This window comes from Pseudomonas sp. P4_B3, from assembly GCF_056402295.1.
On sequence record NZ_JBFUHR010000018.1, the window covers coordinates 198,793 to 222,890 of the forward strand.

At 60.9% G+C, this 24,098-nt stretch carries 24 protein-coding genes and 1 riboswitch; of the genes, 11 read left to right on the top strand and 13 right to left on the bottom strand.

Features of this window, described 5'->3' with window-relative positions; genetic code table 11:
• Positions 1–5 precede the first annotated feature (5 nt).
• Positions 6–401, top strand: a complete 396-nt coding sequence (locus AC1DWG_RS21155; protein ID WP_477788297.1) for a DUF1090 domain-containing protein — start codon at positions 6–8, stop codon at positions 399–401.
• A gap of 42 nt (positions 402–443) precedes the next feature.
• Here AC1DWG_RS21155 and AC1DWG_RS21160 read toward each other — a convergent pair whose 3' ends face one another.
• Complete coding sequence (locus AC1DWG_RS21160) at positions 444–893, bottom strand: c-type cytochrome (protein WP_477752466.1); 450 nt, start codon at positions 891–893, stop codon at positions 444–446.
• 128 nt (positions 894–1,021) lie between these two features.
• Between AC1DWG_RS21160 and mltA the strand changes: the two genes are divergently transcribed.
• A complete protein-coding gene (gene mltA / locus AC1DWG_RS21165; protein ID WP_477762909.1) occupies positions 1,022–2,206 on the top strand; it encodes a murein transglycosylase A in 1,185 nt (394 codons plus the stop codon).
• 127 nt (positions 2,207–2,333) lie between these two features.
• On the opposite strand, the gene AC1DWG_RS21170 is transcribed toward mltA, so the two are convergent.
• Together AC1DWG_RS21170 and AC1DWG_RS21175 are read right to left on the bottom strand one after the other, a co-directional pair.
• The gene (locus AC1DWG_RS21170) at positions 2,334–2,717 is read right to left on the bottom strand and encodes an MAPEG family protein (protein ID WP_477752468.1); all 384 of its coding nucleotides are present in this window, start codon (positions 2,715–2,717) and stop codon (positions 2,334–2,336) included.
• 49 nt (positions 2,718–2,766) lie between these two features.
• Positions 2,767–3,600 (bottom strand): EamA family transporter, encoded by an 834-nt coding sequence (locus AC1DWG_RS21175; protein WP_477762910.1) that lies wholly within the window; start codon positions 3,598–3,600, stop codon positions 2,767–2,769.
• A gap of 290 nt (positions 3,601–3,890) precedes the next feature.
• On the opposite strand from AC1DWG_RS21175, the gene AC1DWG_RS21180 reads away from it, so the two are divergent.
• Positions 3,891–5,060 carry an MFS transporter gene (locus tag AC1DWG_RS21180; RefSeq protein WP_477788298.1) on the top strand — a complete coding sequence of 390 codons (1,170 nt, stop codon included), beginning with the start codon at positions 3,891–3,893 and terminating at the stop codon, positions 5,058–5,060.
• 43 nt (positions 5,061–5,103) lie between these two features.
• Here the strand turns inward: AC1DWG_RS21180 and AC1DWG_RS21185 are convergent, their stop codons facing one another.
• Entirely contained in the window at positions 5,104–5,508 is a 405-nt protein-coding gene (locus AC1DWG_RS21185) for an acyl-CoA thioesterase (protein ID WP_007994339.1), read from the bottom strand.
• A gap of 198 nt (positions 5,509–5,706) precedes the next feature.
• A riboswitch (S-adenosyl-L-homocysteine riboswitch) is annotated at positions 5,707–5,809 on the top strand.
• A gap of 23 nt (positions 5,810–5,832) precedes the next feature.
• On the opposite strand from AC1DWG_RS21185, the gene ahcY reads away from it, so the two are divergent.
• The 4 genes from ahcY (at position 5,833) to AC1DWG_RS21205 (ending at position 11,346) form a co-directional block, all read left to right on the top strand.
• Positions 5,833–7,242 carry an adenosylhomocysteinase gene (gene ahcY / locus AC1DWG_RS21190; RefSeq protein WP_108217017.1) on the top strand — a complete coding sequence of 470 codons (1,410 nt, stop codon included), beginning with the start codon at positions 5,833–5,835 and terminating at the stop codon, positions 7,240–7,242.
• Between the two features lie 157 nt (positions 7,243–7,399).
• Entirely contained in the window at positions 7,400–8,245 is an 846-nt protein-coding gene (gene metF / locus AC1DWG_RS21195) for a methylenetetrahydrofolate reductase [NAD(P)H] (protein WP_477752471.1), read from the top strand.
• Between the two features lie 193 nt (positions 8,246–8,438).
• On the top strand, positions 8,439–9,254 hold the full coding sequence (locus tag AC1DWG_RS21200) for a substrate-binding periplasmic protein (protein ID WP_477762912.1): 816 nt from the start codon (positions 8,439–8,441) through the stop codon (positions 9,252–9,254).
• Positions 9,255–9,477: 223 nt separating this feature from the next.
• The gene (locus AC1DWG_RS21205) at positions 9,478–11,346 is read left to right on the top strand and encodes a DEAD/DEAH box helicase (protein ID WP_477788299.1); all 1,869 of its coding nucleotides are present in this window, start codon (positions 9,478–9,480) and stop codon (positions 11,344–11,346) included.
• 147 nt (positions 11,347–11,493) lie between these two features.
• Here AC1DWG_RS21205 and AC1DWG_RS21210 read toward each other — a convergent pair whose 3' ends face one another.
• From AC1DWG_RS21210 to AC1DWG_RS21220, 3 genes are all read right to left on the bottom strand, one after another.
• Positions 11,494–12,087 carry a YceI family protein gene (locus tag AC1DWG_RS21210; RefSeq protein ID WP_477788304.1) on the bottom strand — a complete coding sequence of 198 codons (594 nt, stop codon included), beginning with the start codon at positions 12,085–12,087 and terminating at the stop codon, positions 11,494–11,496.
• A gap of 35 nt (positions 12,088–12,122) precedes the next feature.
• Positions 12,123–12,674 carry a cytochrome b gene (locus AC1DWG_RS21215; protein WP_477788300.1) on the bottom strand — a complete coding sequence of 184 codons (552 nt, stop codon included), beginning with the start codon at positions 12,672–12,674 and terminating at the stop codon, positions 12,123–12,125.
• Between the two features lie 265 nt (positions 12,675–12,939).
• The gene (locus AC1DWG_RS21220) at positions 12,940–14,691 is read right to left on the bottom strand and encodes a flavin monoamine oxidase family protein (RefSeq protein ID WP_477762915.1); all 1,752 of its coding nucleotides are present in this window, start codon (positions 14,689–14,691) and stop codon (positions 12,940–12,942) included.
• A 223-nt stretch (positions 14,692–14,914) separates the two neighbouring features.
• Between AC1DWG_RS21220 and AC1DWG_RS21225 the strand changes: the two genes are divergently transcribed.
• Together AC1DWG_RS21225 and AC1DWG_RS21230 are read left to right on the top strand one after the other, a co-directional pair.
• Positions 14,915–16,321, top strand: coding sequence for an adenosylmethionine--8-amino-7-oxononanoate transaminase (locus AC1DWG_RS21225; RefSeq protein ID WP_477762916.1), 1,407 nt, complete (start codon positions 14,915–14,917; stop codon positions 16,319–16,321).
• 179 nt (positions 16,322–16,500) lie between these two features.
• Complete coding sequence (locus AC1DWG_RS21230; protein ID WP_477762917.1) at positions 16,501–17,220, top strand: 16S rRNA (uracil(1498)-N(3))-methyltransferase; 720 nt, start codon at positions 16,501–16,503, stop codon at positions 17,218–17,220.
• A gap of 65 nt (positions 17,221–17,285) precedes the next feature.
• On the opposite strand, the gene AC1DWG_RS21235 is transcribed toward AC1DWG_RS21230, so the two are convergent.
• From AC1DWG_RS21235 to AC1DWG_RS21245, 3 genes are read right to left on the bottom strand one after another with little or no spacing between them, the layout of a single operon-like run.
• Positions 17,286–18,188, bottom strand: coding sequence for a transporter substrate-binding domain-containing protein (locus tag AC1DWG_RS21235; protein WP_477762918.1), 903 nt, complete (start codon positions 18,186–18,188; stop codon positions 17,286–17,288).
• Positions 18,189–18,217: 29 nt separating this feature from the next.
• Positions 18,218–18,568 (bottom strand): RidA family protein, encoded by a 351-nt coding sequence (locus tag AC1DWG_RS21240; RefSeq protein ID WP_477762919.1) that lies wholly within the window; start codon positions 18,566–18,568, stop codon positions 18,218–18,220.
• Between the two features lie 27 nt (positions 18,569–18,595).
• Complete coding sequence (locus tag AC1DWG_RS21245; RefSeq protein ID WP_477762920.1) at positions 18,596–19,837, bottom strand: D-amino acid dehydrogenase; 1,242 nt, start codon at positions 19,835–19,837, stop codon at positions 18,596–18,598.
• Between the two features lie 109 nt (positions 19,838–19,946).
• Between AC1DWG_RS21245 and AC1DWG_RS21250 the strand changes: the two genes are divergently transcribed.
• Positions 19,947–20,864 (top strand): LysR family transcriptional regulator, encoded by a 918-nt coding sequence (locus AC1DWG_RS21250; protein WP_108217029.1) that lies wholly within the window; start codon positions 19,947–19,949, stop codon positions 20,862–20,864.
• Here AC1DWG_RS21250 and trhA read toward each other — a convergent pair.
• The gene (gene trhA / locus AC1DWG_RS21255) at positions 20,861–21,478 is read right to left on the bottom strand and encodes a PAQR family membrane homeostasis protein TrhA (protein WP_477762921.1); all 618 of its coding nucleotides are present in this window, start codon (positions 21,476–21,478) and stop codon (positions 20,861–20,863) included. The genes AC1DWG_RS21250 and trhA overlap by 4 nt on opposite strands.
• A 131-nt stretch (positions 21,479–21,609) precedes the next feature.
• Here trhA and AC1DWG_RS21260 point away from each other — a divergent pair, with 131 nt between their 5' ends.
• Positions 21,610–22,524 carry a LysR family transcriptional regulator gene (locus tag AC1DWG_RS21260; protein WP_057712939.1) on the top strand — a complete coding sequence of 305 codons (915 nt, stop codon included), beginning with the start codon at positions 21,610–21,612 and terminating at the stop codon, positions 22,522–22,524.
• Between the two features lie 108 nt (positions 22,525–22,632).
• Here the strand turns inward: AC1DWG_RS21260 and madM are convergent, their stop codons facing one another.
• Positions 22,633–23,397, bottom strand: coding sequence for a malonate transporter subunit MadM (madM, locus tag AC1DWG_RS21265; protein WP_102673448.1), 765 nt, complete (start codon positions 23,395–23,397; stop codon positions 22,633–22,635).
• 1 nt (position 23,398) lies between these two features.
• A complete protein-coding gene (gene madL, locus AC1DWG_RS21270; RefSeq protein ID WP_160386103.1) occupies positions 23,399–23,815 on the bottom strand; it encodes a malonate transporter subunit MadL in 417 nt (138 codons plus the stop codon).
• Positions 23,816–24,098 lie beyond the last annotated feature (283 nt).

Here is a 24,098-nt window from a genome sequence, read left to right on the forward strand (position 1 = left end):
CTTTTATGAAATTTCTTTCACCGCTCGTCCTGTTGGCCCTTTGCAGCGTGCTGGCCACCCCGTTGATGGCGGACGAGGAAGCGCCGGGGCTGACCGGTTGCGCGGCCAGGAAGCAAGGTATCGTCAACCAGATCGAATTGGCCAAGGTCCACGGCAACGCCGACCAGCAGGCAGGCCTGGAAAAAGCCCTGAGCGAAGTCGAGGCGAACTGCACCGACGCCTCGCTGAAGAAGGAACGGGAAAACAAGGTGCTCGACGCCAGGCACGAAGTCAGCAAGCGTCAGGCGGACCTCGACAAGGCCATGAGCAAAGGCGACTCCGACAAGATCAACAAGCGCAAAGACAAACTCGCCGTTGCCCGCAAGGAATTGCAGGACGCTTTGGATGAGCTGGATAAGTAAGAACCGGAAAAAACCCAAGATCCACGGTGCCATCAGAACCAATCAATGATCCCGAAACGCCTTATGACACGCACTGCAAGCATCTTCGACTTTCTGCACCGCCGGCCCAAGATTGCTGGCCTTGTAGGGTTGAACCTGGCTGGCGATCACCAATTCACCGGTGGCGGATTCAAGGTCACGGGCCATGGCCTGGAAGCGCGCCTGCTGCTCCCAGACATCGCTCTTGGCGCTGGTGTGATCTTCCTCGCGCACCTGCGGAAAATGCTGCCACGGCTCACGGGACAGCGCATCGAGTTTCACCGAGCCCTTGGCGAACTTCGGGCCATCGAACGCAATGCGCCCACGCAGCATGCCGCCCAGGTCTTCGCCAGTCTTGAGCATCTGCTTGAAAATGGCCTTGCGCTGGCCGAGCGGCGAGTTGGGGTCGACTCCGCCACAAGCGGACAACGTCAGGCAGGCCAGCAATACAACAGAAAGTCTTTTAAGAGTCATGGTGGCTTCAGGTCACGGGAAACGGCGGCCAGTATCCTCGCGTCATCGGCAAAGACCAATAGCCCTATTATCAATAAGGGTTGTTTGAGCGCATGGAGCGCCCAGGCAACCGGCAAAGGAATCACTCCATGAACAGCCGTTTCAAGGCATGGCGTCACAGCCTGGCCTGGACCCTGCCGATGGTGGCCCTGCTCGCAGGCTGCACCGGTGGCGACAACCAACAACCGAAGACCCACGCTCTGGCGACCTATTCCAGTGCCACATGGGAAGCGCTGCCGGCGGTGTCCGACAACGACCTGGTCGCCGGCTTCGGCTCGTGGCGCAGCGCCTGCACCCGACTCAAGGCCGACCCGGTCTGGGGTGGCACCTGCACAGCGGCTGCCAACGTGCCGCAAACCGCCAGCGACATTCGCGGCTTTCTCAAACAGAACCTCGATGTCTATGGCCTGCGCGCCGCCAACGACAACCCCAGCGGCCTGATCACCGGCTACTACGAGCCGGTCTATCCCGGGAGCCTGACCCAGACCAGCGCGGCCAATGTCCCGGTCTATGGCGTCCCCGAAGACATGATCATCGTCGCCCTCGACAGCATTTACCCGGAACTCAAGGGCAAACGCCTGCGCGGTCGGCTCGAAGGTCGCGTGCTCAAGCCGTACGACGATTCGGCGACCATTGAAAGCAAAGGGGTCAAGGCGCCGGTCGTGGCCTGGCTGACCGATCCAATGAACCTGCAGTTCCTGCAAATCCAGGGTTCGGGTCGTATCCAGCTCGACAATGGCCGCCAGTTGCGCATTGCTTACGCCGATCAGAACGGCCATCCGTATCGACCGATCGGCCGCTGGCTGGTGGAACAGGGCGAGTTGAAAAAAGAAGACGTGACCATGGGCGCCATCAGCACCTGGGCCAAGGCCAATCCGTCGCGGATTCCCGAACTGCTCGGCAGCAACCCCAGCTACGTGTTCTTCACCCGTAACCCGGACAGCAACGAAGGTCCGCGCGGCTCGCTGAACGTACCGCTGACCGCCGGTTACAGCGCGGCAGTGGATCGCAAGGTCATTCCGCTGGGCAGCCTGTTGTGGCTGTCCACCACCAAACCGGACGGTACAGCCCTGGTTCGCCCCGTGGCAGCACAGGACACCGGCGGCGCCATTGCCGGCGAGGTTCGGGCGGATCTGTTCTGGGGTACCGGCGATGCGGCCGGGCAACTGGCCGGGGACATGAAACAGCAGGGGCAGATCTGGATGCTCTGGCCCAAAGGTGCGGCGCTACCACAAGTGCCGCAGGTGGCGGATACGGTTAAAGCAAATCCGTGAGCAACTGATTACTGTAGGAGCCGGCTTGCCGGTGAAGGCGGCGGGTTGATCAACAATGATGTCGCCTGACACTCCGCTTTCGCCGGCAAGCCGGCTCCTACAGGTCAATGGTGTCGGCGAAGATATCTCAGACCGACACCACAAAGAAACTCACGATCAACGCTATCCCCACGAACCACACCAGCGACCGCAGTGTCGGCCAGTCCGCCAGGTAGCAAATGATGTAGAGCAGGCGACTGGTGATGAACAACACCGACAGCACATTGATCGTCACCAGTTCGGCATTGCCGGCCAGGTGCGCCACGATCACCGCCGCGGCGAACGCCGGGATCACTTCAAAACTGTTCAGTTGCGCCGCGTGCGCCCGTCTGCCCACGCCTTCCAGAGAGTCGAGAAAATCCCGAGGGTCATGATTGTCTTTCAGCCGGAACCCGCCACTGATCTTGGCGAACCACGCACACACATACGGCAGGAAAATCGCTATCAAAATGCACCACAGAGCCACCGTCATAACGCCGTCCTTTCTTCTAGTTGTGGAGAATTGAGTTCCATCCGGGCGATCAAAATTTCATCACCAGTATGCCGATCATGACAAGGCTACAGGCGAGTAACCGTGGCCCGCCAAACGGTTCTTTCAGGTAACGCATGCCAAACAGCACCACCAGAATCACGCTGATCTCGCGCAACGCTGCGGCCTCGGCAATCGAACCCAACTGCATCGCCCACAGCACCAAAGCGTAGCTGAACAACACGCAGAACCCGACCGCCAGGCCCAGCCGCCACTGCTCGCGCCAGAACAGCATGAACGCGGGTCGTTTACGCACCACCGCCAATAGCGGAAACGGCCAGGCGCTGAGCAGAGTGACCCAGACCAGGTAATCCAATGGATGGGACCAACGCCGCAATGCCTGCCCATCGATGTAGGTGTAGCAACCGATGCACAGGCCGATCAGCGCCACCACCGGCAGCATTGACCACGGCAAACGCGCACCGCCGCCGCCCTGCCAGAGCAGGCACAGCATGCCGAACGGGATCAGCAGGATTCCGAAAATCTGTTGGTGGGTCAGCTCTTCCCCGGCAAAGATCAGCGTCAGCGCCAGCACCACCAACGGCGACAGGCCGCGCATCAACGGGTAAACCAGCCCGAGGTCGCCAACCCGATAGGCCTGGATCAACAAATAGCGATAGAGCAACTCGAACGCCGCCGATGCCAGGATCCACGGCCAGATCTCCAGCGGCGGTACGCTCAGGAACGGCAACATCAGTGCGACAAAGAGCAGCGCCACGCTGTCCATGCAGGCCACCACCAACAACCGCTCCGCACTGAACTTGATCAGGGTATTCCACGCCGCATGCAACAGCGCCGCGACCAACACCAACGCCGTCGCAAGCACGGCCTACTCCTTTTGTTGCCCGCCCCCTCCTCCGTAGGAGCTGCCGAAGGCTGCGATCTTTTGATCTTGAGAAGCAAAGATCGCAGCCTTTGGCAGCTCCTACAGAAGCGGATCAGAGAATTGATTCGCCATATATCAGTGGCTGTTTATACTGCAAGCGACCACGCCGCACTCAGTTGCGCACAGACTAATTCCAATAATAACTCTGCCCGGCCCGCTCTCGTCGAGAACGGTCGTCGGCCTGCGTATGCCTGATCACAGCGTCAAGACTACCGACAGAGACCTTGCGCATGCCACTCGCTTTGCTTGCCCTCGCTGTTGCCGCCTTCGGCATCGGCACCACCGAATTCGTCATCATGGGCCTGTTGCCCGACGTTGCCCGCGATCTCAGCGTGAGCATTCCCGATGCCGGACTGCTGATCACCGGCTATGCCTTGGGCGTGGTGTTCGGCGCACCGATCCTCGCCGTCGGCACCGCCAACATGCCGCGCAAAGCTACCCTGCTGGGCATGACGCTGATGTTCATCCTCGGCAACATGCTCTGCGCGCTGGCGCCGAATTACGCCACGCTGATGGCCGCGCGAGTGATCACGGCACTGTGCCATGGCGCATTTTTCGGCATCGGTTCAGTGGTCGCCGCCGGGCTGGTGGCACCCAACAAACGGGCCCAGGCGATTGCCATGATGTTCACCGGCCTGACCCTGGCCAACGTGCTTGGCGTGCCGCTGGGCACCGCACTCGGGCAATACGCAGGTTGGCGCTCGACCTTCTGGGCGGTGTCGGTGATCGGTGTACTGGCGGCGATTGCGCAATGGGTCTGGCTGCCGAAGAACATCGCGATGGATAAAGCCAACCTGGCCAGCGAGTTCAAGGTGCTGGGCAAGGCCAACGTACTGCTGGCGCTGGGCATGAGTGTGCTGGCCTCGACCAGCCTGTTCAGTGTGTTCACTTACATTGCGCCGATCCTGCAGGACATCACTGGCGTCAGCCCGCACGGCGTCACCATCATGCTGCTGTTGTTCGGCGTTGGCTTGACCGCCGGCAGCATGCTCGGTGGTCGTCTGGCGGACAGCCGCTTGCTGCCTTCACTGGTGGGCATGGCGCTGGCAGTACTGATGGTGCTGGCGGCGTTCACGCAAACCAGCCATTCGGCCATTCCGGCAGCGATCACGCTGGTGCTGTGGGGGACGTTCGCCTTTGCGCTGTGCCCGATCCTGCAACTGCTGATCATCGATCAGGCCATTGAGGCGCCAAACCTGGGTTCGACCTTGAACCAGAGCGCCTTCAACCTCGGCAACGCCGCCGGAGCCTGGATCGGCGGCCTGGTGGTGGCCAGCGGCGCGGACCTGGCGGACTTGCCGTGGACCGGTGCGCTGGTCAGCGGGCTGACCGTGTTGACTGCATTGTTCTTCATCTATCGCCAGCGTCGCGTTGCGGCTGCGTTTGATGTGGCGGGTTGAGCATCAACTTGATTGTATGCTCGCGAAGGGGGCGCCACCGATCTCACTGAGCGGCATCATCATCCTTGAACTGGTCTTTGACGTACTTGATCTCGGTTCGGCCATGGGGCGCGGGCAAGCCGTCTTCACCCAGGTTGACGAAGACCATCTTCTCCACCGTCAGGATGCTTTTGCGGGTGATCTTGTTGCGTACTTCGCATGTCAGGGTGATCGAGGTGCGGCCGAATTCGGTCGCCGTGATGCCCAGCTCGATGATGTCGCCCTGGCGCGAGGCGCTGACGAAGTTGATTTCGGAAATGTACTTGGTCACTACACGCTGGTTCCCCAACTGGACGATGGCGTAAATCGCCGCCTCTTCGTCGATCCAGCGCAGCAGGCTACCGCCGAACAAAGTGCCGTTAGGGTTGAGGTCTTCGGGTTTTACCCATTTGCGGGTGTGGAAATTCATATTCACTCCTGACCATCTTGCCGATTGATGCCTGGCATCATGGCAGAGCCCGGGCTAGAGCTCTATCAAGCTTCGACTATGGTCTCGATTACCGTTCGGACATTGACCAACAGAAACGCTTTGGAAGATCAGCATAGCCCGCTATAATCGCCACCGTTTCAAAACGGTCATCATCGCTTGATACCGTTTTCCCGCCACCTGTCCGAGGGGCGCTGCAGCAGGTTCGACCTGTCAGGCTCGGATGGGGCGTTGCCTGGCCTTGATCGGCCCGACACTAAACGCACAACGGCGCCCATTCGCATACATTACGAATGGAGGCTCTTCATGAGCGCTGTTATCACGCCTGCAGATTTTACCGATTACAAAGTCGCCGATATGTCCCTGGCTGCCTGGGGCCGTCGCGAAACCATCATCGCTGAATCCGAAATGCCAGCCCTGATGGGTCTGCGTCGCAAGTACTCCGAAGAGCAACCGCTCAAGGGCGCGAAGATTCTCGGCTGCATCCACATGACCATTCAGACTGCCGTGCTGATCGAAACCCTGGTTGCCCTGGGTGCCGAAGTACGCTGGTCGTCCTGCAACATTTTCTCGACTCAGGACCAGGCCGCCGCTTCCATCGCCGCTGCCGGCATCCCGGTTTTCGCCTGGAAAGGTGAAACCGAACAAGAGTACGAGTGGTGCCTGGAGCAAACCATCCTCAAGGATGGCCAGCCATGGGACGCCAACATGATCCTCGACGACGGCGGCGACCTGACCGAGCTGCTGCACAAGAAGTACCCACAGGTTCTGGATCGCGTCCACGGCGTGACCGAAGAAACCACCACCGGCGTTCACCGCCTGCTGGACATGCTGGCCAAGGGCGAGCTGAAAATCCCGGCCATCAACGTCAACGACTCGGTGACCAAGAGCAAGAACGACAACAAGTACGGCTGCCGTCACAGCCTGAACGATGCGATCAAGCGCGGCACCGACCACCTGCTGTCCGGCAAGCAAGCGCTGGTCATCGGCTACGGCGACGTGGGCAAGGGTTCCGCTCAGTCCCTGCGTCAGGAAGGCATGATCGTCAAGGTTTCCGAAGTCGACCCGATCTGCGCCATGCAAGCCTGCATGGACGGTTTCGAACTGGTTTCGCCATTCATCGACGGTATCAACAACGGTACTGAAGCAAGCATCGACAAGGCACTGCTGGGCAAGATCGACCTGATCGTGACCACCACCGGCAACGTCAATGTTTGCGATTCGAACATGCTCAAAGCCCTGAAGAAGCGTGCCGTTGTCTGCAACATCGGTCACTTCGACAACGAAATCGACACCGCTTTCATGCGCAAAAACTGGGCATGGGAAGAAGTGAAGCCGCAGGTTCACAAGATCCACCGTACCGGCGCTGGCGATTTCGACCCACAGAACGACGACTACCTGATCCTGCTGGCCGAAGGCCGCCTGGTTAACCTGGGCAACGCAACCGGCCACCCGAGCCGCATCATGGACGGTTCGTTCGCCAACCAGGTTCTGGCGCAGATCTTCCTGTTCGGCCAGAAGTACGCCGACCTGTCGCCAGCCCAGCAAGCCGAGCGCCTGACCGTTGAAGTACTGCCGAAGAAACTCGACGAAGAAGTGGCCCTGGAAATGGTCCGTGGCTTCGGTGGCGTCGTGACTCAACTGACCAAGACCCAGGCCGACTACATCGGCGTGACCGTCGAGGGTCCGTTCAAGCCGCACGCTTACCGCTACTGATCGGCCGGCTCTTCCTGTGTAGGAGCGAGCTTGCTCGCGATGGACGTTAACGAAAACGCGCGCTATCTGGCTAAACGCGTTGCCCTGACGTTTTTCGCGAGCAAGCTCGCTCCTACAGGGGCCTGCGTCCGCCTTACGCGTTTTCAAGGGTATTCCCATGTCCCAAGATCGTCGCTACAGCTTCGAGTTCTTCCCTACGAAGACCGATGCTGGGCAAGAAAAGCTGCTCGCCACTGCTCGCCAGTTGGCCACCTACAACCCCGATTTCTTCTCCTGCACCTACGGCGCCGGCGGTTCGACCCGTGATCGCACGCTGAACACCGTGTTGCAGCTAGAAAGCGAAGTCAAAATCCCTGCCGCTCCGCATCTGTCTTGCGTGGGCGATAGCAAAGCTGACCTGCGCGGCCTGCTGGCCCAGTACAAGGCCGCCGGCATCAAGCGTATCGTCGCTCTGCGCGGTGACCTGCCTTCGGGCATGGGCATGGCCAGCGGTGAATTGCGCCACGCCAACGACCTGGTTGAATTCATTCGTGAAGAAACCGGTGATCATTTCCACATCGAAGTCGCCGCTTACCCGGAAATGCATCCGCAAGCGCGCAATTTCGAAGACGATGTTGCCAACTTCGTGCGCAAGGCCAACGCTGGCGCCGACAGTGCGATCACCCAGTACTTCTTCAACGCCGACTGCTACTTCTACTTCGTGGAACGTGTGCGGGCGCTGGGTGTGAACATCCCGATCGTGCCGGGCATCATGCCGATCACCAACTACAGCAAGCTGGCGCGCTTCTCCGATGCCTGCGGTGCGGAAATCCCGCGCTGGATCCGCAAGCAACTGGAAGCCTACGGCGACGACACCCAGAGCATTCAGCGCTTTGGTGAACAGGTCATCACCGAAATGTGCGAACAACTGCTGCAGGGCGGCGCTCCAGGGTTGCACTTCTACACATTGAACCAGGCTGAAGCGAGCCTGGCGGTGTGGAATAACCTGAAGTTGCCACGTTAAAAGTCGTTAAAGCACGATTAAAAGATCGCAGCCTGCGGCAGCTCCTACAGAGAAATGTGTATTCCCTGTAGGAACTGTCGCACGCTGCGATCTTTTGCTTTCAGCGCACTATTAATGTGCAGCAATCCACGGAGTTAGAGCATCTGCAGTCAGTTTCTGGCTCTTTCCGGTTTCTCGTCGTAATCTCAAACCCATGCCTTTGATCACGCAATTAATCGCCATGCTTGTCTTCACTTGCCTGAGCTTCGCCGCTCGGGGCGAGAAGCTGCGCATTGTCACGGAGCCGTGGGCGCCTTATGTGTACGAAGACAACGGCAAATCACTGGGCCTGGACTACGAAACCACCGCCATTGTCTTCAAGCGCCTGGGCATCGAAGTGGAGTGGCAGTTCCTGCCATGGAAACGCTGCCTGTCGATGCTTGAAACCGGGCAGGCCGACGGCGCGCTGGACATCTTTCACAGCGTCGAACGTGATGCGACCCTGCTCTACCCCGGCGAACCACTGTCTGAAGTCCAGTTCGTGATGTTCTACGCCAATGAACGGCCCCATCCGTTTCGCACCCTCGATGACTTGCAAGGCCTGACCATCGGCACCTCGCCGGGTTACCTGTACAGCAAGGACTTCAGCGATTCGACGCTGTTCACCCGCGAGCCGGCTCCCACCCATGAAGCCAACTTCGGCAAACTGGTGCGCGGGCGCATTGACCTGCTGATTACCGACCGCCGGGTCGGCCAGCATTTGCTCGATGAACTGGGCATCCGCGGCAAGATCACCGAAAACCCCACGGTCATCAGCCAGCAAAGCCAGTTTCTCGCGGTACGTCGCAATGCGGGCATGGATCTGCTGGTGCAGCGTTTCGGCGCCGAACTCAAACGTTTCAAACGCGAGCCTGCCTACGCTGAACTGAGTGCCCGCTACGGCGCGGAACCGGCAGCCAACGTGAAGACTGAAAAGACCACGGCCGCCACGGAAAAAACCGTTGAGCAGCAGGAAAGCGGCGCGCAGTGATTGCTCTGTTATACTCCGGCCTTCCCGCCAGGCTCACGCCCGGACGCTCGGAATCGTTCAAGGCATCTCAACCCCGCTACTGCGCAGCTTTCAGCCCGCGCGAGCGCTTGCAGACGAGCCTTCGAGACCCAGCAGGACCGGACGGGATTGCGTCCTCTTAAACGCCATTCGCGCCAGGCAAGACTCCCATTGGGCCAAGCCCTAACTTAAAACAGGATTACTCATGTCCTTTGCTTCCCTCGGTCTCTCCGAGGCTTTAGTCCGCGCCATCGAGGCAGCGGGCTATACCGAGCCTACTCCGGTGCAACAGCGGGCCATTCCCGCCGTGTTGCAAGGTCGCGACCTGATGGTCGCGGCACAGACAGGTACTGGTAAAACCGGCGGTTTCGCCCTTCCGATCCTGGAGCGGTTGTTCCCCAACGGTCACCCGGACAAATCCCAGCGTCACGGCCCGCGCCAGCCGCGCGTACTGGTCCTGACCCCGACTCGCGAACTCGCGGCGCAAGTGCATGAAAGCTTCAAGGTCTATGCCCGTGACCTGAAGTTCGTCAGCGCCTGCATCTTCGGCGGTGTTGGCATGAACCCGCAGGTTCAGGCCATGTCCCGTGGCGTAGACGTGCTGGTGGCCTGCCCTGGCCGCCTGCTCGACTTGGCCGGCCAAGGCAGCGTCGATCTGTCCCACGTGGAAATCCTCGTGCTGGACGAAGCCGACCGCATGCTCGACATGGGCTTCGTCCATGACGTGAAGAAGGTCCTGGCCCGTCTGCCGGCCAAACGCCAGAATCTGCTGTTCTCGGCGACCTTCTCCAAGGACATCACCGACCTCGCCGGCAAACTGCTGCACAACCCGGAACGCATCGAAGTCACGCCGCCGAACACCACGGTCGAGCGTATCGAACAGCGCGTATTCCGCCTGGCCGCCAGCCACAAGCGTTCGTTGCTCGCGCACCTGATCACCGCTGGCGCCTGGGAACAGGTGCTGGTGTTCACCCGCACCAAGCACGGCGCCAACCGCCTGGCCGAGTACCTGGACAAGCATGGCCTGAGCGCCGTCGCGATCCACGGCAATAAGAGCCAGAACGCCCGCACCAAAGCCTTGGCCGACTTCAAGGCCGGTGAAGTGCGCATCCTGGTCGCCACCGACATCGCCGCTCGCGGTCTGGACATCGACCAGTTGCCTCACGTGGTCAACTTCGAACTGCCGAATGTCGATGAAGACTACGTGCACCGCATCGGCCGTACCGGCCGTGCCGGTCGTTCGGGCGAGGCGATTTCGCTGGTAGCCCCGGACGAAGAAAAACTGCTGAAAAGCATCGAACGCATGACCAGGCAGAAAATCGCCGACGGCGACCTGATGGGCTTCGATGCCAGTGCTGTGGAAGCCGAGAAACCTGAAGTGCGCGAGCGTCCGGACATGCGTAACCCACGCAATCCACGTGGCCCGCGCGGCGACGGTCCGAACGGCAGCGGTGGCGGCGGTGGTCGCAAGGACAAAGGCAAGGACAAGGGCAAGGAAAAACCGGCCGGCGAGCGCGGTGAGCGCCCGGCCCGTCAGCAAAAACCACGTGAAGGCACTCCGGCTCGCGAACAGCGTCCGTCGCAGCCTCCTCGTGCCGCCGCTGACCGTGCCCCGGACGAGTTCCTGGACGACGATGTCGATAACTTCGGTAACCGCGTCGACTACGTGCCGCAGCAGAAACCCGCGCAAGGCCGTGGCCGCCGTCCGGGTGCTCCGGCACAAGGCACTGCAGCAGGTTCGGGCGCTCCACGTTCCGGCAAGCCACAAGGTCGCCAGAGCGGTCCGCGCAACAGCGATGGCGCCAGCACCGGCACCCCACCGGCCAAGCGTAGCGGCCCTCGCAGTGGCGCACCGCGCGACGGCCAGGCCCGCCGCGAAGACTCGCGCAATCGCCGCCCGGCCCGTGACGACCAGCCGCGTTCGGAACCGGCCGTGCAGAACCCGCGCGGCCCCGCGCCGAAGATCATGCACAAGGAGTCCAAGGCTGACCGCTTCCCGACACCAGAGCAACTGGATCAACTGCCAAGCCGTCCTCGTGGTGAGAAACCAGCGCTGCTGACCCGCAATCGCTGAGTTATCGCTGCAATGAAAAATGCCCCGGTTCGAAAGAGCCGGGGCATTTTTGTATGTGCTGCGAAGTGCTTTTGTAGGAGCTGGCGAAGCCTGCGATCTTTTAAGATCAAAAGATCGCAGCCTGCGGCAGCTCCTACCGTCTCAGCATTACTTCGCTTTAACACCTTCAAACGTGATGTACAGATCGACCGCGTCGGACTGTGGGCCCAAGTCCATCATCTTGCCGAAATCGGAACGCTTGATGCTAGTAGTGCCCTCGAAGCCTGCACGGTAGCCGCCCCATGGATCCTTGCCTTCACCCAGGAAAGTGGCCTTGATCACGACTGGCTTGGTTACGCCATCAATAGTCAGGTCGCCGGTCACGTCGGCCGTGTCTTTGCCAGCGGCGTTTTTACCGGTGGCTTTGACGCTGGTGGACACGAACGTGGCCTTAGGGAAATCAGCCACTTTCAGGAAGTCTTTGCTGGAGACATGCTTGTCACGTTCGGCGTTGTTGGTGAAAACGCTGGCGGTGTTCACGTTGAACTCGATCTTGCTGTCTTCAGGCTTGGCAGCGTCGAAGCTGAACTTGCCATCCATGGTCTTAAAGGTACCGGTGATGAAGCTGTAGCCCAGGTGGCTGATCTTGAAGTTGACGAAGGCGTGTTGGCCTGTTGTGTCTACTACGTAGTCAGCAGCCATCACATTAGCGGACAGCAGGGCCGAACCGATTGCCAGAGCGGCGAGAGTCTTTTTCAACAACATGCTTTGTTTTCCTTGGGAGTCGAGGTTGAACTTCAGGCTTTGCGACCCAGCATTCGCTTGAGGGTCACATCACGGTCGATAAAGTGGTGCTTCAATGCTGCCAACGCATGGAGGCCGGAAAAAATTACCAGCACCCACGCCAGGTAGAGGTGAATCGCACCGGCGTTATCTGCCTGGTCCGGCAGTCCGGAAACCAGGGCAGGCACTTCAAACCAGTCAAACACCGGAATCCCGGCACCTTCTGCGGTGGAAATCAGGTAACCGGCAATCATCACAGCGAACAGACAGAGATACAGAAAGGCATGGCCGAACATGGCACCCAGACGCGTCATGCGGCTATAGCTGGCCAGGGTTGGCGGCGGCGGGCTGATGAAACGCCACAATACCCGCAACACCATGACGCCCAGCAAGATCAAACCAATGCTCTTGTGCAGATCCGGCCCGGTCTTGCGCCAAGGGTCGTAATAGCCGAGGCCGACCATCCACAGCCCGAGGGCGAACAAACCGAACACGGCCAGTGCCACGCCCCAGTGCATGAAGATGCTGACCCAGCCGTAGCGGGAGGTAGAGTTACGTAGCTGCATTGCCTAGATCCCTGTAAGTGCTGGCCCAAGACTATCGAGTTATCTATCGAATTAAAGCCGAAAATTTCGCTTTGAAATATCGAGAAATACGATCAAGAGTCTGAAACAGGCGAGTTAAGGAAAGATTAAAGTCGAAAGTGTTAGAAAAAATGAATACAAACCGAAGAACACCAGTACCAAATGTTTTATTCGATTTTTGACCCAGGCTTTCTTCAGGCAAAAAAAACGCGGCATTTACGCCGCGTTCTTTTTGTCCCAGGGCTTACTACGCCTTGGCATCCATTGCCGGAGTCGCCGCAGGTTTAGCCGCTGGCTTCTTGGCCGGCTCGGTTTTCTTGGCCGGTGCCTTGACCGGGGCTTTTTTCGCCTCAGTCTTGGCAGCCGGTTTTGCCGGAGCCTTTTTGGCCGGCTCGGTTTTTACCGGGGTCGCAGGCTTCGGTGCTTCCACCGGGGCCGGTGCGACCGCCGGGGCTGGCACCGGAGCAGGCGCTGGCGGTGCAACCGGCTCAGGTGCCTTGACCAGCTCTGGCTTCTTCTCGTCATCGGAGCCGCCGAACAGGTTGCTGAAGAAATTGCCTTTCTTCGCCGCCACCGCACCAGCGCCCGCCGCAGCGGCGGCCGGGACCACTTTCGTCGGTTCGAACGACTTGCCCGCCGCCAGGTCTTCAACCTGGCTGGCTGCACGCTGACCAGTGCGCAGCGCGCCTTCCAGGGTGCCCGGGTACAGGGTGTCGGTGTGTTCGCCAGCGAAGGTTACGCGCTGAATCGGGCGTTCCCACAGGCGCCAGAACTTGCTGATCTGGCCCGGACCGAAGGCCAGGTAGGCGCCGCCAGTCGACGGGTCGGTGCTGTAGCGACGGAGTTCATAACCGGTGAACGAACCGCGAGCCTGCGGATAGAACGCATGCAGGCGAATCAACACCTGATCGACCATCTGCTTGTCGCCGAACGCCTGCATCACTCGCGCATTGTCGCCGGACAGGTTGATCACCACATTGGCACCGCCCTTCAGGGCAGGCTCGATCCACAACATGCCCAGGCCGGTGTTGCTGTAGATCTCGCCAGACATGCGCGCCTTGGATTCCCACACCGGCGCCTTGAACTTCAGCATGATCTGGTCGCGCCATCCGTAGTTGGTGCCCTTGATCGCCGCCAGGTGCTGGGCGTCCAGCGTCGGGATCATCTGGATCTTGTCCAGGGCACGCAGTGGCACGGCCAGCACGACGTAGTCAGCCTGATAGCTGACGCTGTCGACTTTGACGATCACGCCGTCCTTGTCCTGAGTGATTGACGAGACCCGGGAATTGGTCTTGATGGTTTTCAGCTGCTTGACCAGGGCCTGGGCCAGCACCGGACTGCCACCGACCAGGCGCGAAGCCCGCAGGTCACGATCGGAGACGCCTCGGTAAACGCGGCTCTGCTGCGCGAAGTACAGCAGCGACAAGCGCGAAGGTTCGTCATAGCGGGTACGGATCTGCTGGTTGATCAACTGCCGGGCGGTGGCCGGCAGGTTCTGCTTGTCGAGCCAGCTCGACACGTTGATCTGATCCAGCGCATACAGCGTGTTGTTGGCAGCCGGATTCTGCGGGTCGTCGATCGAGCGCGCCAGATCGTCCACGGTCTTGTCGAAGCGCTTGAGCGCCTCGGCGGTGGCCGGCTGTTTGGTCGCCAGGTCGGCGGCGGAGAAATACTCACCATCGATCAGATAGCCAGGGGTCCGCACGAATTCAGGGGCCGGCGTGGTGCTCAGCTTGAAGTTCGATACGTATTTGTTCAACACCGGTTGGACCTTGTCGTTGCCGATCCACTCGCTGGTGGCCATGCCGGAACGGCCGCCCAGGCTCGACTTGGCTTCCAGCAGGGTGACCTGCCAGCCCTTGTTCTGCAGCTCGTACGCAGCAGTCAGGCCCGACAGGCCGCCGCCGATCACGATCGCGGTTTTATCCTTGGCCAGCGCAGACACGCTGAACAGCCCCAACATCACCAGCGCACAGGCGCGCAGCCAACCGACAGACATTCAGCGAACTCCGGAATCACACGAGGAAAACAGCAGTTTTTGCGAGCCAGACGGCTCAAGAACCGCGAAGGATACGTCAGCCTTCAAACACCCGCCAGCAACGTCTATCGGCCTGGATAAAGTAGCTCATTCGACACAATGGGTTGTCCCCGTGGCACGCATTGCATAGGCTTGCGCGATTGTTTGTCCGCGCTGGTCACGGACCGCCTCCAGGAGAGTGAAAATGGGCCTGAATAATCAGTGGATGCAACGCGATCTCGCCGTGTTGTGGCATCCCTGCACCCAGATGAAAGATCACGAACAACTGCCGCTGATTCCGATCAAGCGCGGGGAAGGCGTGTGGCTGGAAGACTTCGAAGGCAAACGCTACCTCGATGCGGTCAGCTCCTGGTGGGTCAATGTATTCGGGCACTCTAACCCGCGGATCAACCAGCGCATCAAGGACCAGGTCGATCAGCTCGAACATGTGATCCTTGCCGGTTTCAGTCATCAACCGGTGATCGAACTGTCCGAGCGCCTGGTGAAGATGACGCCGGAAGGCCTGACCCGGTGCTTCTACGCCGATAACGGTTCGTCCTGCATCGAAGTCGCGCTGAAAATGAGCTTTCACTACTGGCTCAATCGCAGTCAGCCGAACAAGAAGCGCTTCGTTACCCTGACCAACAGCTACCACGGCGAGACCATGGCGGCGATGTCGGTGGGCGACGTGCCGCTGTTCACCGAGACCTACAAAGCGCTGTTGTTGGATACCATCAAGGTGCCGAGCCCGGATTGCTACCTGCGGCCCGAGGGCATGAGCTGGGAAGAACACTCGCGCAACATGTTCGCGGCCATGGAGCAGACCCTGGCCGAAAACCACGACACAGTCGCGGCGGTGATCGTCGAGCCGCTGATCCAGGGCGCCGGTGGCATGCGCATGTACCACCCGGTGTACCTCAAGCTGCTGCGAGAAGCTTGCGACCGCTACGGCGTGCACCTGATCCACGACGAAATCGCCGTCGGCTTCGGCCGCACCGGGACGATGTTCGCCTGCGAACAGGCCGGCATCCGCCCTGACTTCCTCTGTCTGTCCAAGGCCCTGACCGGCGGCTATCTGCCGCTGGCGGCGTGCATGACCACCGACGAGGTCTACAGCGCCTTCTACGACGACTACCCGACCCTGCGCGCCTTCCTGCACTCCCACAGCTACACCGGCAACCCGCTGGCGTGCGCGGCGGCCCTGGCGACCCTGGATATTTTCGAAGAAGACAATGTCATCGAGAACAACAAGGCCCTGGCGCAGCGCATGGCTTCGTCGACGGCGCATCTGGTCGACCACCCGAACGTGTCCGAAGTGCGCCAGACCGGCATGGTGCTGGCCATCGAAATGGTCAAGGACAAGGCCAGCAAAGAGGCTTACCCATGGCAGGAACGTCGCGGCCTGAAGGTGTTCCAGCACGCCCTGGAGCGCGGTGCTTTACTGCGTCCACTGGGTAGTGTGGTGTATTTCCTGCCGCCGTACGTGATTACCCCGGAACAGATCGACTTCCTCGCCGAAGTAGCCAGCGAAGGGATCGACATTGCGACCCGTGACAGCGTCAGCGTGGCAGTGCCGAAGGACTTCCACCCGGGGTTCCGTGATCCGGGTTGATTGATTTCAACCGTAATCCTGTGGGGCCGGGTAGACCGCTTTCGCTGGCAAGCCAGCTCCTACAAGGATTTGTGTGTGCCACAAATTTTGTGTGCGGCACCTAACCTGTAGGAGCTGGCTTGCCAGCGATAAGGTTGGTACGACCTTCAGATGATTTGCACCTTTTTCAGAGACCCAGCATGAGACTGTCCCGCTTCTTCATCGACGCCCCCCTGAGCATCGGCGAGCACGAGTTGCCCGAAGCCCAGGCCCATTACATCAGCCGCGTGCTGCGCATGGCCGAGGGAGATGCGTTGCAGTTGTTCGACGGCTCGGGCCAGGAGTTTCGCGCCACACTGGTCGAAGTCGGCAAAAAGCGCGTGGTGGTGCAGATCGATGAAGGCTTCGCCGGGCAGATCGAGTCGCCGCTGAAAATCCATCTCGGCCAGGGCCTGTCCCGGGGCGAGCGCATGGACTGGGCGATTCAGAAAGCCACGGAACTGGGCGTCACTGAAATCACCCCGATCTTCACCGAACGCTGCGAAGTCCGCCTCAAGGACGAGCGCGCCGACAAGCGCCTGCTGCATTGGCGCCAGGTGGCGATCAGCGCTTGCGAGCAATGCGGGCGCTCGCGAGTACCGGTGATTCATCCGCCGCTGTTGCTGGCTGACTGGCTGAAGCAAACGCAAGCCGAGTTGAAACTGGTGCTGCACCCGGTGGCCGAACCGTTGGTGAGCCATGCCAAGCCTTCAAGCCTGGCATTCCTGATCGGTCCGGAGGGTGGTTTGTCCGATGCCGAAGTCGATCAGGCCAAGGCCGGCGGCTTCCATGCCGCCCGCCTCGGTCCACGGGTGCTGCGCACCGAAACCGCGCCGGTTGTTGCACTGGCGGTGGCCCAGCAACTCTGGGGTGATTTCTAAAAAGTAAAAAGATCGCAGCCTGTGGCAGCTCCTACAGGCTGCCGCAGGCTGCGATCTTTTGCATTTTACTGCACCGGATCACTCACCGGTTTGGCAATGATCGCCTTGAGTTCGCTGGTCATCGGGAACTCGAGGTTCAAGCCCTTCGGCGGGATCGGCTGCTCGAACCAGCGTTTGTAGATGCCATTGATCTCGCCCGAGCTGTACAGATCCGCCAACGCACCGTTGACCAGCGCCAGGAACTGCGGGTCGTCCTTGCGCACCATGCAGCTGTAGATCTCCCGCGATTGTTCCTCCCCGACTACCACCCACTTGTGCGGGTCATTGGCCTTGGCACGCTCGCCGTAGAGCAGCGCGTCGTCCATGTAGAACGCCACCGCCCGGCCTGATTGCAGCATCTGGAAGGCTTCGCCGTGGTCCTTGGCGCTGATCACGAACATGTCGATCTTGTGATCGACGTTGTAGCTTTTCAGGAAGCGCTCGTTGGTGGTGCCGGCGGTAGTCACCACGTTCTTGCCGCGCAGGTCGGCGAAGCTCTTGATCCCACTGTCACTGGCCGTCAGCAACTGGCCTTTGACGTAGATGAAACCGTAGGAGAACGCCACCTGCTTCTGCCGTTCGGCGGTTACGCCGGTGGAGCCGCACTCCAGGTCCACGGTGCCGTTCTGCACCAGTGGAATGCGGGTCTGCGAGGTCACCAGGTTGTAGTTCACCTTCAAGTCTGGCAGCGCCAGTTGCTGCTGGATGCGCTCGACGATCTTGCCCGCCAGATCCACCGAGTAACCCATCGGCTTGCCGCTATGATCACCCACGTAGGAGAACGGCACCGAAGCATCGCGATAGCCCAGGGTGATGCTGTTGGCGCTGGCGATCTTGCTCAGGGTGCCGGTCAGCGGCGCTTCATTGGCCTGAACCTGACTGCCGAGCAACAGGCCAAGCGTACAAGCGAGCAACGTGATTTTTTGCATTGTTATTCTCCGTTGTGGGTGCTGGTTTATCAGACGCGTGCAGCGATGACGGTGATTTCCACCAGCACCTGCGGACGGGCCAGTTCGGCCTGCACGGTGGTGCGGCTCGGTGCCTGCCCCGGCGATAGCCAGGCCGACCAGACCTCGTTCATCGCGGCGAAATCCTCGGTGATGTTCTTCAGGTAAATGGTCGCGCTGAGCAGATGATCCTTGTCGCTGCCCGCTTCGGCCAGCAAGGTATCGATTTTCGCCAGCACTTCGCGGGTCTGGCCGCTGACATCCAGGGCATCGCCCGGCACCTGCCCGGAGAGAAACACCAGGTCGCCAAAGGTCACGGCGCCAGACAGGCGCGGGTTGCTGTGCAGTCGGGTAATGGTCATTGCAGTGTCCTCTTCAGAGATCGGTGTTCAGGCGGCCCGGTGGTTGAAACCATGCAGGTCGATGGAAGGCTCGCGCTCGCCGATCAGCTCGCTGAGCAAGCGCCCGCTGCCGCATGCCAGGGTGAAGCCCAGCGCGCCGTGGCCGAGGTTGAGCCACAGGTTGCGATACGCCGTCGCGCCCAGCAACGGCACGCCGCTGGGGGTGGCCGGGCGCATGCCGGCCCACTCGACGGCTTCGTCATAGGCGCCGGCATTTGGAAAGGTGTCATGGGCCTGACGCTTGATCAGCGCCAGGCGCTTGGGGTCCAGCGCAGGATCGAAGCCGACGATGTCGACCATCGCCGCCACCCGCAATTGCTCGCCGATGCGGGCGTAGACGATCTTGCGGTCGTAGTCGGTAATGCTCACGTCCGGTGCCCGGTGACCGGCGCCGATCGGCAAGGTCAGGCTGTAGCCCTTGAGCGGATAAAGCGGCAGTTGCAGCCCGGGCAGCGCCAATAGTGGGCTGCGGTGACCGGCGGCGATCACCAGTTGCTCGACCGGCAGCACGTGTTCGCCCAGTTCGATGGCGTTGACGCTGCCGTTGCTGTGGCGAATGCCGGTCACCGCTTGCCCGAGGAGAAATTCGCAACGGCCGGACGCCTTCAGTCGTGCGGCCAGTTGCTGGCAGAAACCGTGGCAATCGCCGACCTCTTCGTCCGGGGTGTAGATTGCCCCGACAAAGGGCGCATCGGTCAGCGCCGGTTCCAGCTGCGCGCATTCGGCCGGCGACAACACCTGCTGTTGCTGCGGGTCGGCCAGAGACTGGCGCGCATGCTCGAAGCTGCTGTTCTGACGGAAAGTCACCAGTTTGCCATTGCGCCGCCACTGGAATCCCGCCAGTCCATCGTCCTCGCGCCAGGACCTCAAGGTGTCCTGGCTGAACAGCGCCAGACGCAGCAAGTGCGCGGCGTTCTCGCGGTTGACCGAGCGGCGGCAGGCGCCGAGGAACGCCGCCATCCAGCGCCACTGGGCCGGGTCGAAGCGCGGGCGCAGCTTCAGCGGTGAATCGCCGCGCAGCATCCAGCCGATGGCTTGCCAAGGCACACCGGCGTCGGCCAGGGGCGCGACATAGCGATAGGACAACTGGCCGCCGTTGGCGAAGCTGGTTTCGCTGCCCAGCGAGTCCCGTGCCTCGACCACCGTCACCTCGAAGCCGTCGCGCACCAGCGCATAGGCCGTTGCCAGGCCAATCACGCCGCCACCGATGATGCACACACGCTGAGCCATGTCCGTCCTTAAAACCGTTGTGAAGACGAGGCCAAGGTTAGAGCCAGGTGACAGACGTTGAACAATGCATAAAGATAGCAATCCCATAAACAAAGGTTATGGACTTGCCATGCGCCTTCGCCATATCGAGATTTTCCAGGCCATCCGCCAGACCGGATCGATCAGCGCTGCCGCGCAATTGCTGCACGTCTCGCAACCGGCAGTGAGCAAGGTGTTGCAGCACGCCGAGCAGCAATTGGGCTTCCCGTTGTTCCTGCGGGTACGCGGCAAGTTGCAGGCGACGCCGGAAGCACTGGAGCTGGAGCGCGAAGTGGACAAGGTCAGCGAAAGCCTGCAAGGCGTGCGACGCCTGGCGCAGAGCCTGCGCCGCGAGCCTGGCCACAGCCTGCGCATCGGTGCCACCCCGGCGCTGGCCCTGTCATTGCTGCCGCCGGCCATTCACGAATGGACCGGGCGTTACCCGGACATCGTTTGCGAACTCTCCAGCGCCCACAGTCGCGAACTGGTGCAGAACCTGTTGATGCGCGAAGTGGATGTCGCCCTGACCCTGCAACGCCCGGATCACCCGGGGCTCAAGGCCCAGGCGCTGGCGTCCGGCGTGCTGGTGGCGCTGGCGCCGAGTGGTTACTGGCCTCAGGAAGAGGCGGGTAAACCGTTGCCGCTGATGGCGCTGGCGGATGCGCCGCTGATCGGTTTATCCAGCGCTGATCCGCTGGCCGCGCGGCTCGACAGTTACCTGGAAGCGGTCGAACCGCCGCCGCGGGTACGCATCGCCGTGCAAACCTACTCACTGGCACGGGCGATGGTGGAATCCGGCGCGGGCCTGGCGGTGATCGATCCGTTCACCGCCCTTGGCGCCTCTTGCGCCAGCACAACGATCCGCCCTCTGGCACCGCCGCTACCCATCACCCTGTACGCAGTGACCCGCGCCGCCGAACCACCGCCCCACACCTTGAACGACCTGTTGCAGGTGTTCAGCCGTCGAGCCCGGGAGCAGCTGGATCGCCTGGTTCCGGTACAGCCTTAAAGCACATAAAACAAGATCGCCACAAAGTGCAGCAAGCTCCCGGCGATCACGAACAGATGCCAGATCCCGTGGGCATGGCGCAGGCGATGATCGAGGGCAAAAAAGATAATCCCGACGGTGTACAGCACCCCGCCCGATGCCAGCCACGCAAACCCGACGCCGCCCAGCGCCGCGAGCAGCGGCTTGACCGCCACCAGCACGATCCAGCCCATCACCGCATAAATCACGATCGACAGAATGCGCGCTTCCGAACGCGGCTTGATCTCCTGCAGGATGCCGATCAGCGCCAATCCCCAGACAATCCCGAACAAGGTCCAGCCCCACGGCCCGCGCAGGGTCACCAGGCAGAACGGCGTGTAGCTGCCGGCGATCAACAGATAGATCGAAAAGTGATCGACCTTCTGCATGATCGCTTTCTTGCGCCCGCGCACGCTGTGGTACACGGTCGATGCGCTGTAGAGCACCAGCAAGGTAAAGGCGTAGATCGCCATGCTGACGATCTTCCACGGGCTGCCGTCGAGACTGGCCAGCACAATCAGCCACACCCCGCCGACAAACGCGGCCACTGCCCCGACCAAATGCGTCCAGGCGTTCAGTCTTTCCCCGTGATACATGTATTGCTCACCTCGAATTTCATTACCGAACCGCGCAAGGCTCAGGCCTCAAGCGTAAAAGCGCAATGTTTCTGTACGACGGGCCCGGCGTAATTGGGCACAATCGAGGCATTCCAAAAAGAGTCCGCCCCATGCTGATCGATGAAGAGTTGACCCTGAAAAAACTCGAGGTGTTCCTGGCCTTCATGCGCACCGGCAACCTGGCGCGGGCCGCGGCCGAATTGCAGACCAGCAATGTCAGCGTGCATCGGGCGATCCATTCCCTGGAAAGCGCCCTGCGCTGCCCCTTGTTCAAGCACGAAGGCCGCAGCCTGACGCCGCTGGAAAGCGCTTATGTGCTGGAAGAGCGGGCACAGAAGCTGATTCAGGACGTCGTCGAAAGTGTGCGCTTGACCCGCGAAGCCGCCGGGTTCTCCGCCGAACGTTTCAAACTTGGCTCGCTGTATTCACTCACGGTGAAGACCGTGCCGCAGCTGATCATGGGTTTGAAGATCCGCCGTAGCGAGCTCAACATCGACCTGATTCTGGGCTCCAATATCGACCTGCTCTACAAGCTCAAGAACATGGAAGTCGATGCGGCCCTGGTGTCGCTGGACGACAGTGTCAACGATCCGGATTGCGAGCAGATCCCGCTGTTTTCCGACGACATCTTCCTCGCCACGCCCGCTGACTCGAAGTTTGCCCAGCGAACTGAAGTCGACCTGGCCGAGGTCCGCGACGAAACCTTCATCACCCTGACCCAGGGCTTCGCCACCCACCAGGACGGCAAGCGGGTATTCGAGCAGGCAGGGTTCGAGCCGAAGGTGGCGATGCAGGTCAACGACATCTTCACTCTGCTGAGCATGGTCAGCTCGGGCGTGGGTTATGCGTTGCTGCCGGGGCGGATTGCGGCGGTGTACGAGAACCGGGTGAAGCTGATCCCGCTGCAGGAAAAGTACCGCTTGCAGCAGCACATTGGCGTGGTGTTCCTGAAGGCCAAGGAGCGTGATCCGAATCTGCTGGCGTTGCTGGCGGAGTGTCGGATGTATGCCAATCGTCAGGCCTGAAACCGAGTTGCGCCCTTCGCTGGCAAGCCAGCTCCTACAGGAACGCGCTGTCCCTGTAGGAGCCGGCTTGCCGGCGAAGACGTCAGAACAGGCACCGCAGATCCAGGACTAGCCAACAATCCCGCGAACAATGAAGAACAACAGCGAAGGCCCCAGCAGACAGCCAAGCCCGGTGTGGAACGTCGCGGTCAACGCGCCATAAGGCACCAGGCGCCGATCCGTCGCCGCCAATCCGGCGGTCACGCCGCTCACGGTGCCGGCCAGCCCACCGAACACCATCGCCGAGCGCGGGTTATCCAGGCCCATCCAGCGCGCCGCCATCGGGGTACCCACCATCACCAGAATCGCCTTGATCAGACCCGTGGCAATCGACAGCGCCACCACATCGGAACTGGCGCCAATAGCCGCGCCGGTCACTGGCCCGACGATGTAAGTCACCGCACCGGCGCCAATGGTGGTCATGCTCACCGCATCGCGGTAACCGAAGACCCAGGCCATGCACGCACCGACAATAAACGGCAGCACTGTGCCCAACAACAGCGCGATCACGCCGATCAAGCCGGCCTTTTTCGCTTCCGTGGCCTGCACCTCGAACGCCGTGGCGACGATGGCGAAGTCCCGCAGCATGGCGCCGCCCATCAGCCCGATGCCGGAAAACAGCGTCAAATCCGCCAGGCCTTTTTGCCCCCCGGTCATCGTGCCACCGACCCAGGCCAGTACCAGGCCGATGACGATGGCAATCGCCGAACCGTGGATGCGCCCGAAGGTCAGGCGTTTGGAGATCACCACTGACACCCACATGATCACGCCGACAAAGGCGAATGCGGTGACCAGACCGTTGTGTTCCAGACCGTTCTTGATGAGATCCCACATATCAGCGACCTCCTGCCGGTGCGCCAACCGGCGTTACATCCACCGGTTCATCGGGCAAGGGTTCGCCTTTGTGGGTCCGGCTGATCAGGGCAATGGTGCAGCCGCAGATCACCACCGAACCGATCGCCGCCAACACCGCCACCGGACCACCATGCAGCGCCGTGACCACATTTTGTTGCGCGGCCATCGCCACTACCACCGGAATGTACATGGCGCCCCAGAAGCCGACGCCCAGCTCGCAATCCTTGGTCATGCCGCCACGCTTGTGCATCCACAACCGTGCGCAGATCAGCAGGATCATCGCGATCCCGACACCGCCGACGTTTGACTTCACTCCCAGCAACACACCGAGCATGTCACCCATGATCACCCCTGCCAGCGTACAGATCGCCAACAGCGCCACACCGTAAATAATCATTGTTGTAGTCCTCAAAGTGCATTTCGAATGTTGTTTTTGTTGTTCGAAGCCTGGGGGCGTTCTCAATTAGTTTCACCACCGCGTTGTCGCCTTAAAGCGGGCCAGGCAAGGCGCAGGCCGCTGGGAATGGTTGTTCCCTTTCCAAGGCCTGCAACGCAGCCTGGCCCGCTTTAAGGCACAACCCGAAGGGCCGGGCCTGCTGTTGTGCAGGGCTGCGTTGCTCGAAGCTTATTTGGAATGACCAAACCACGCTTCTCGCGCCTTGCCCTGCACAACAGCAGAC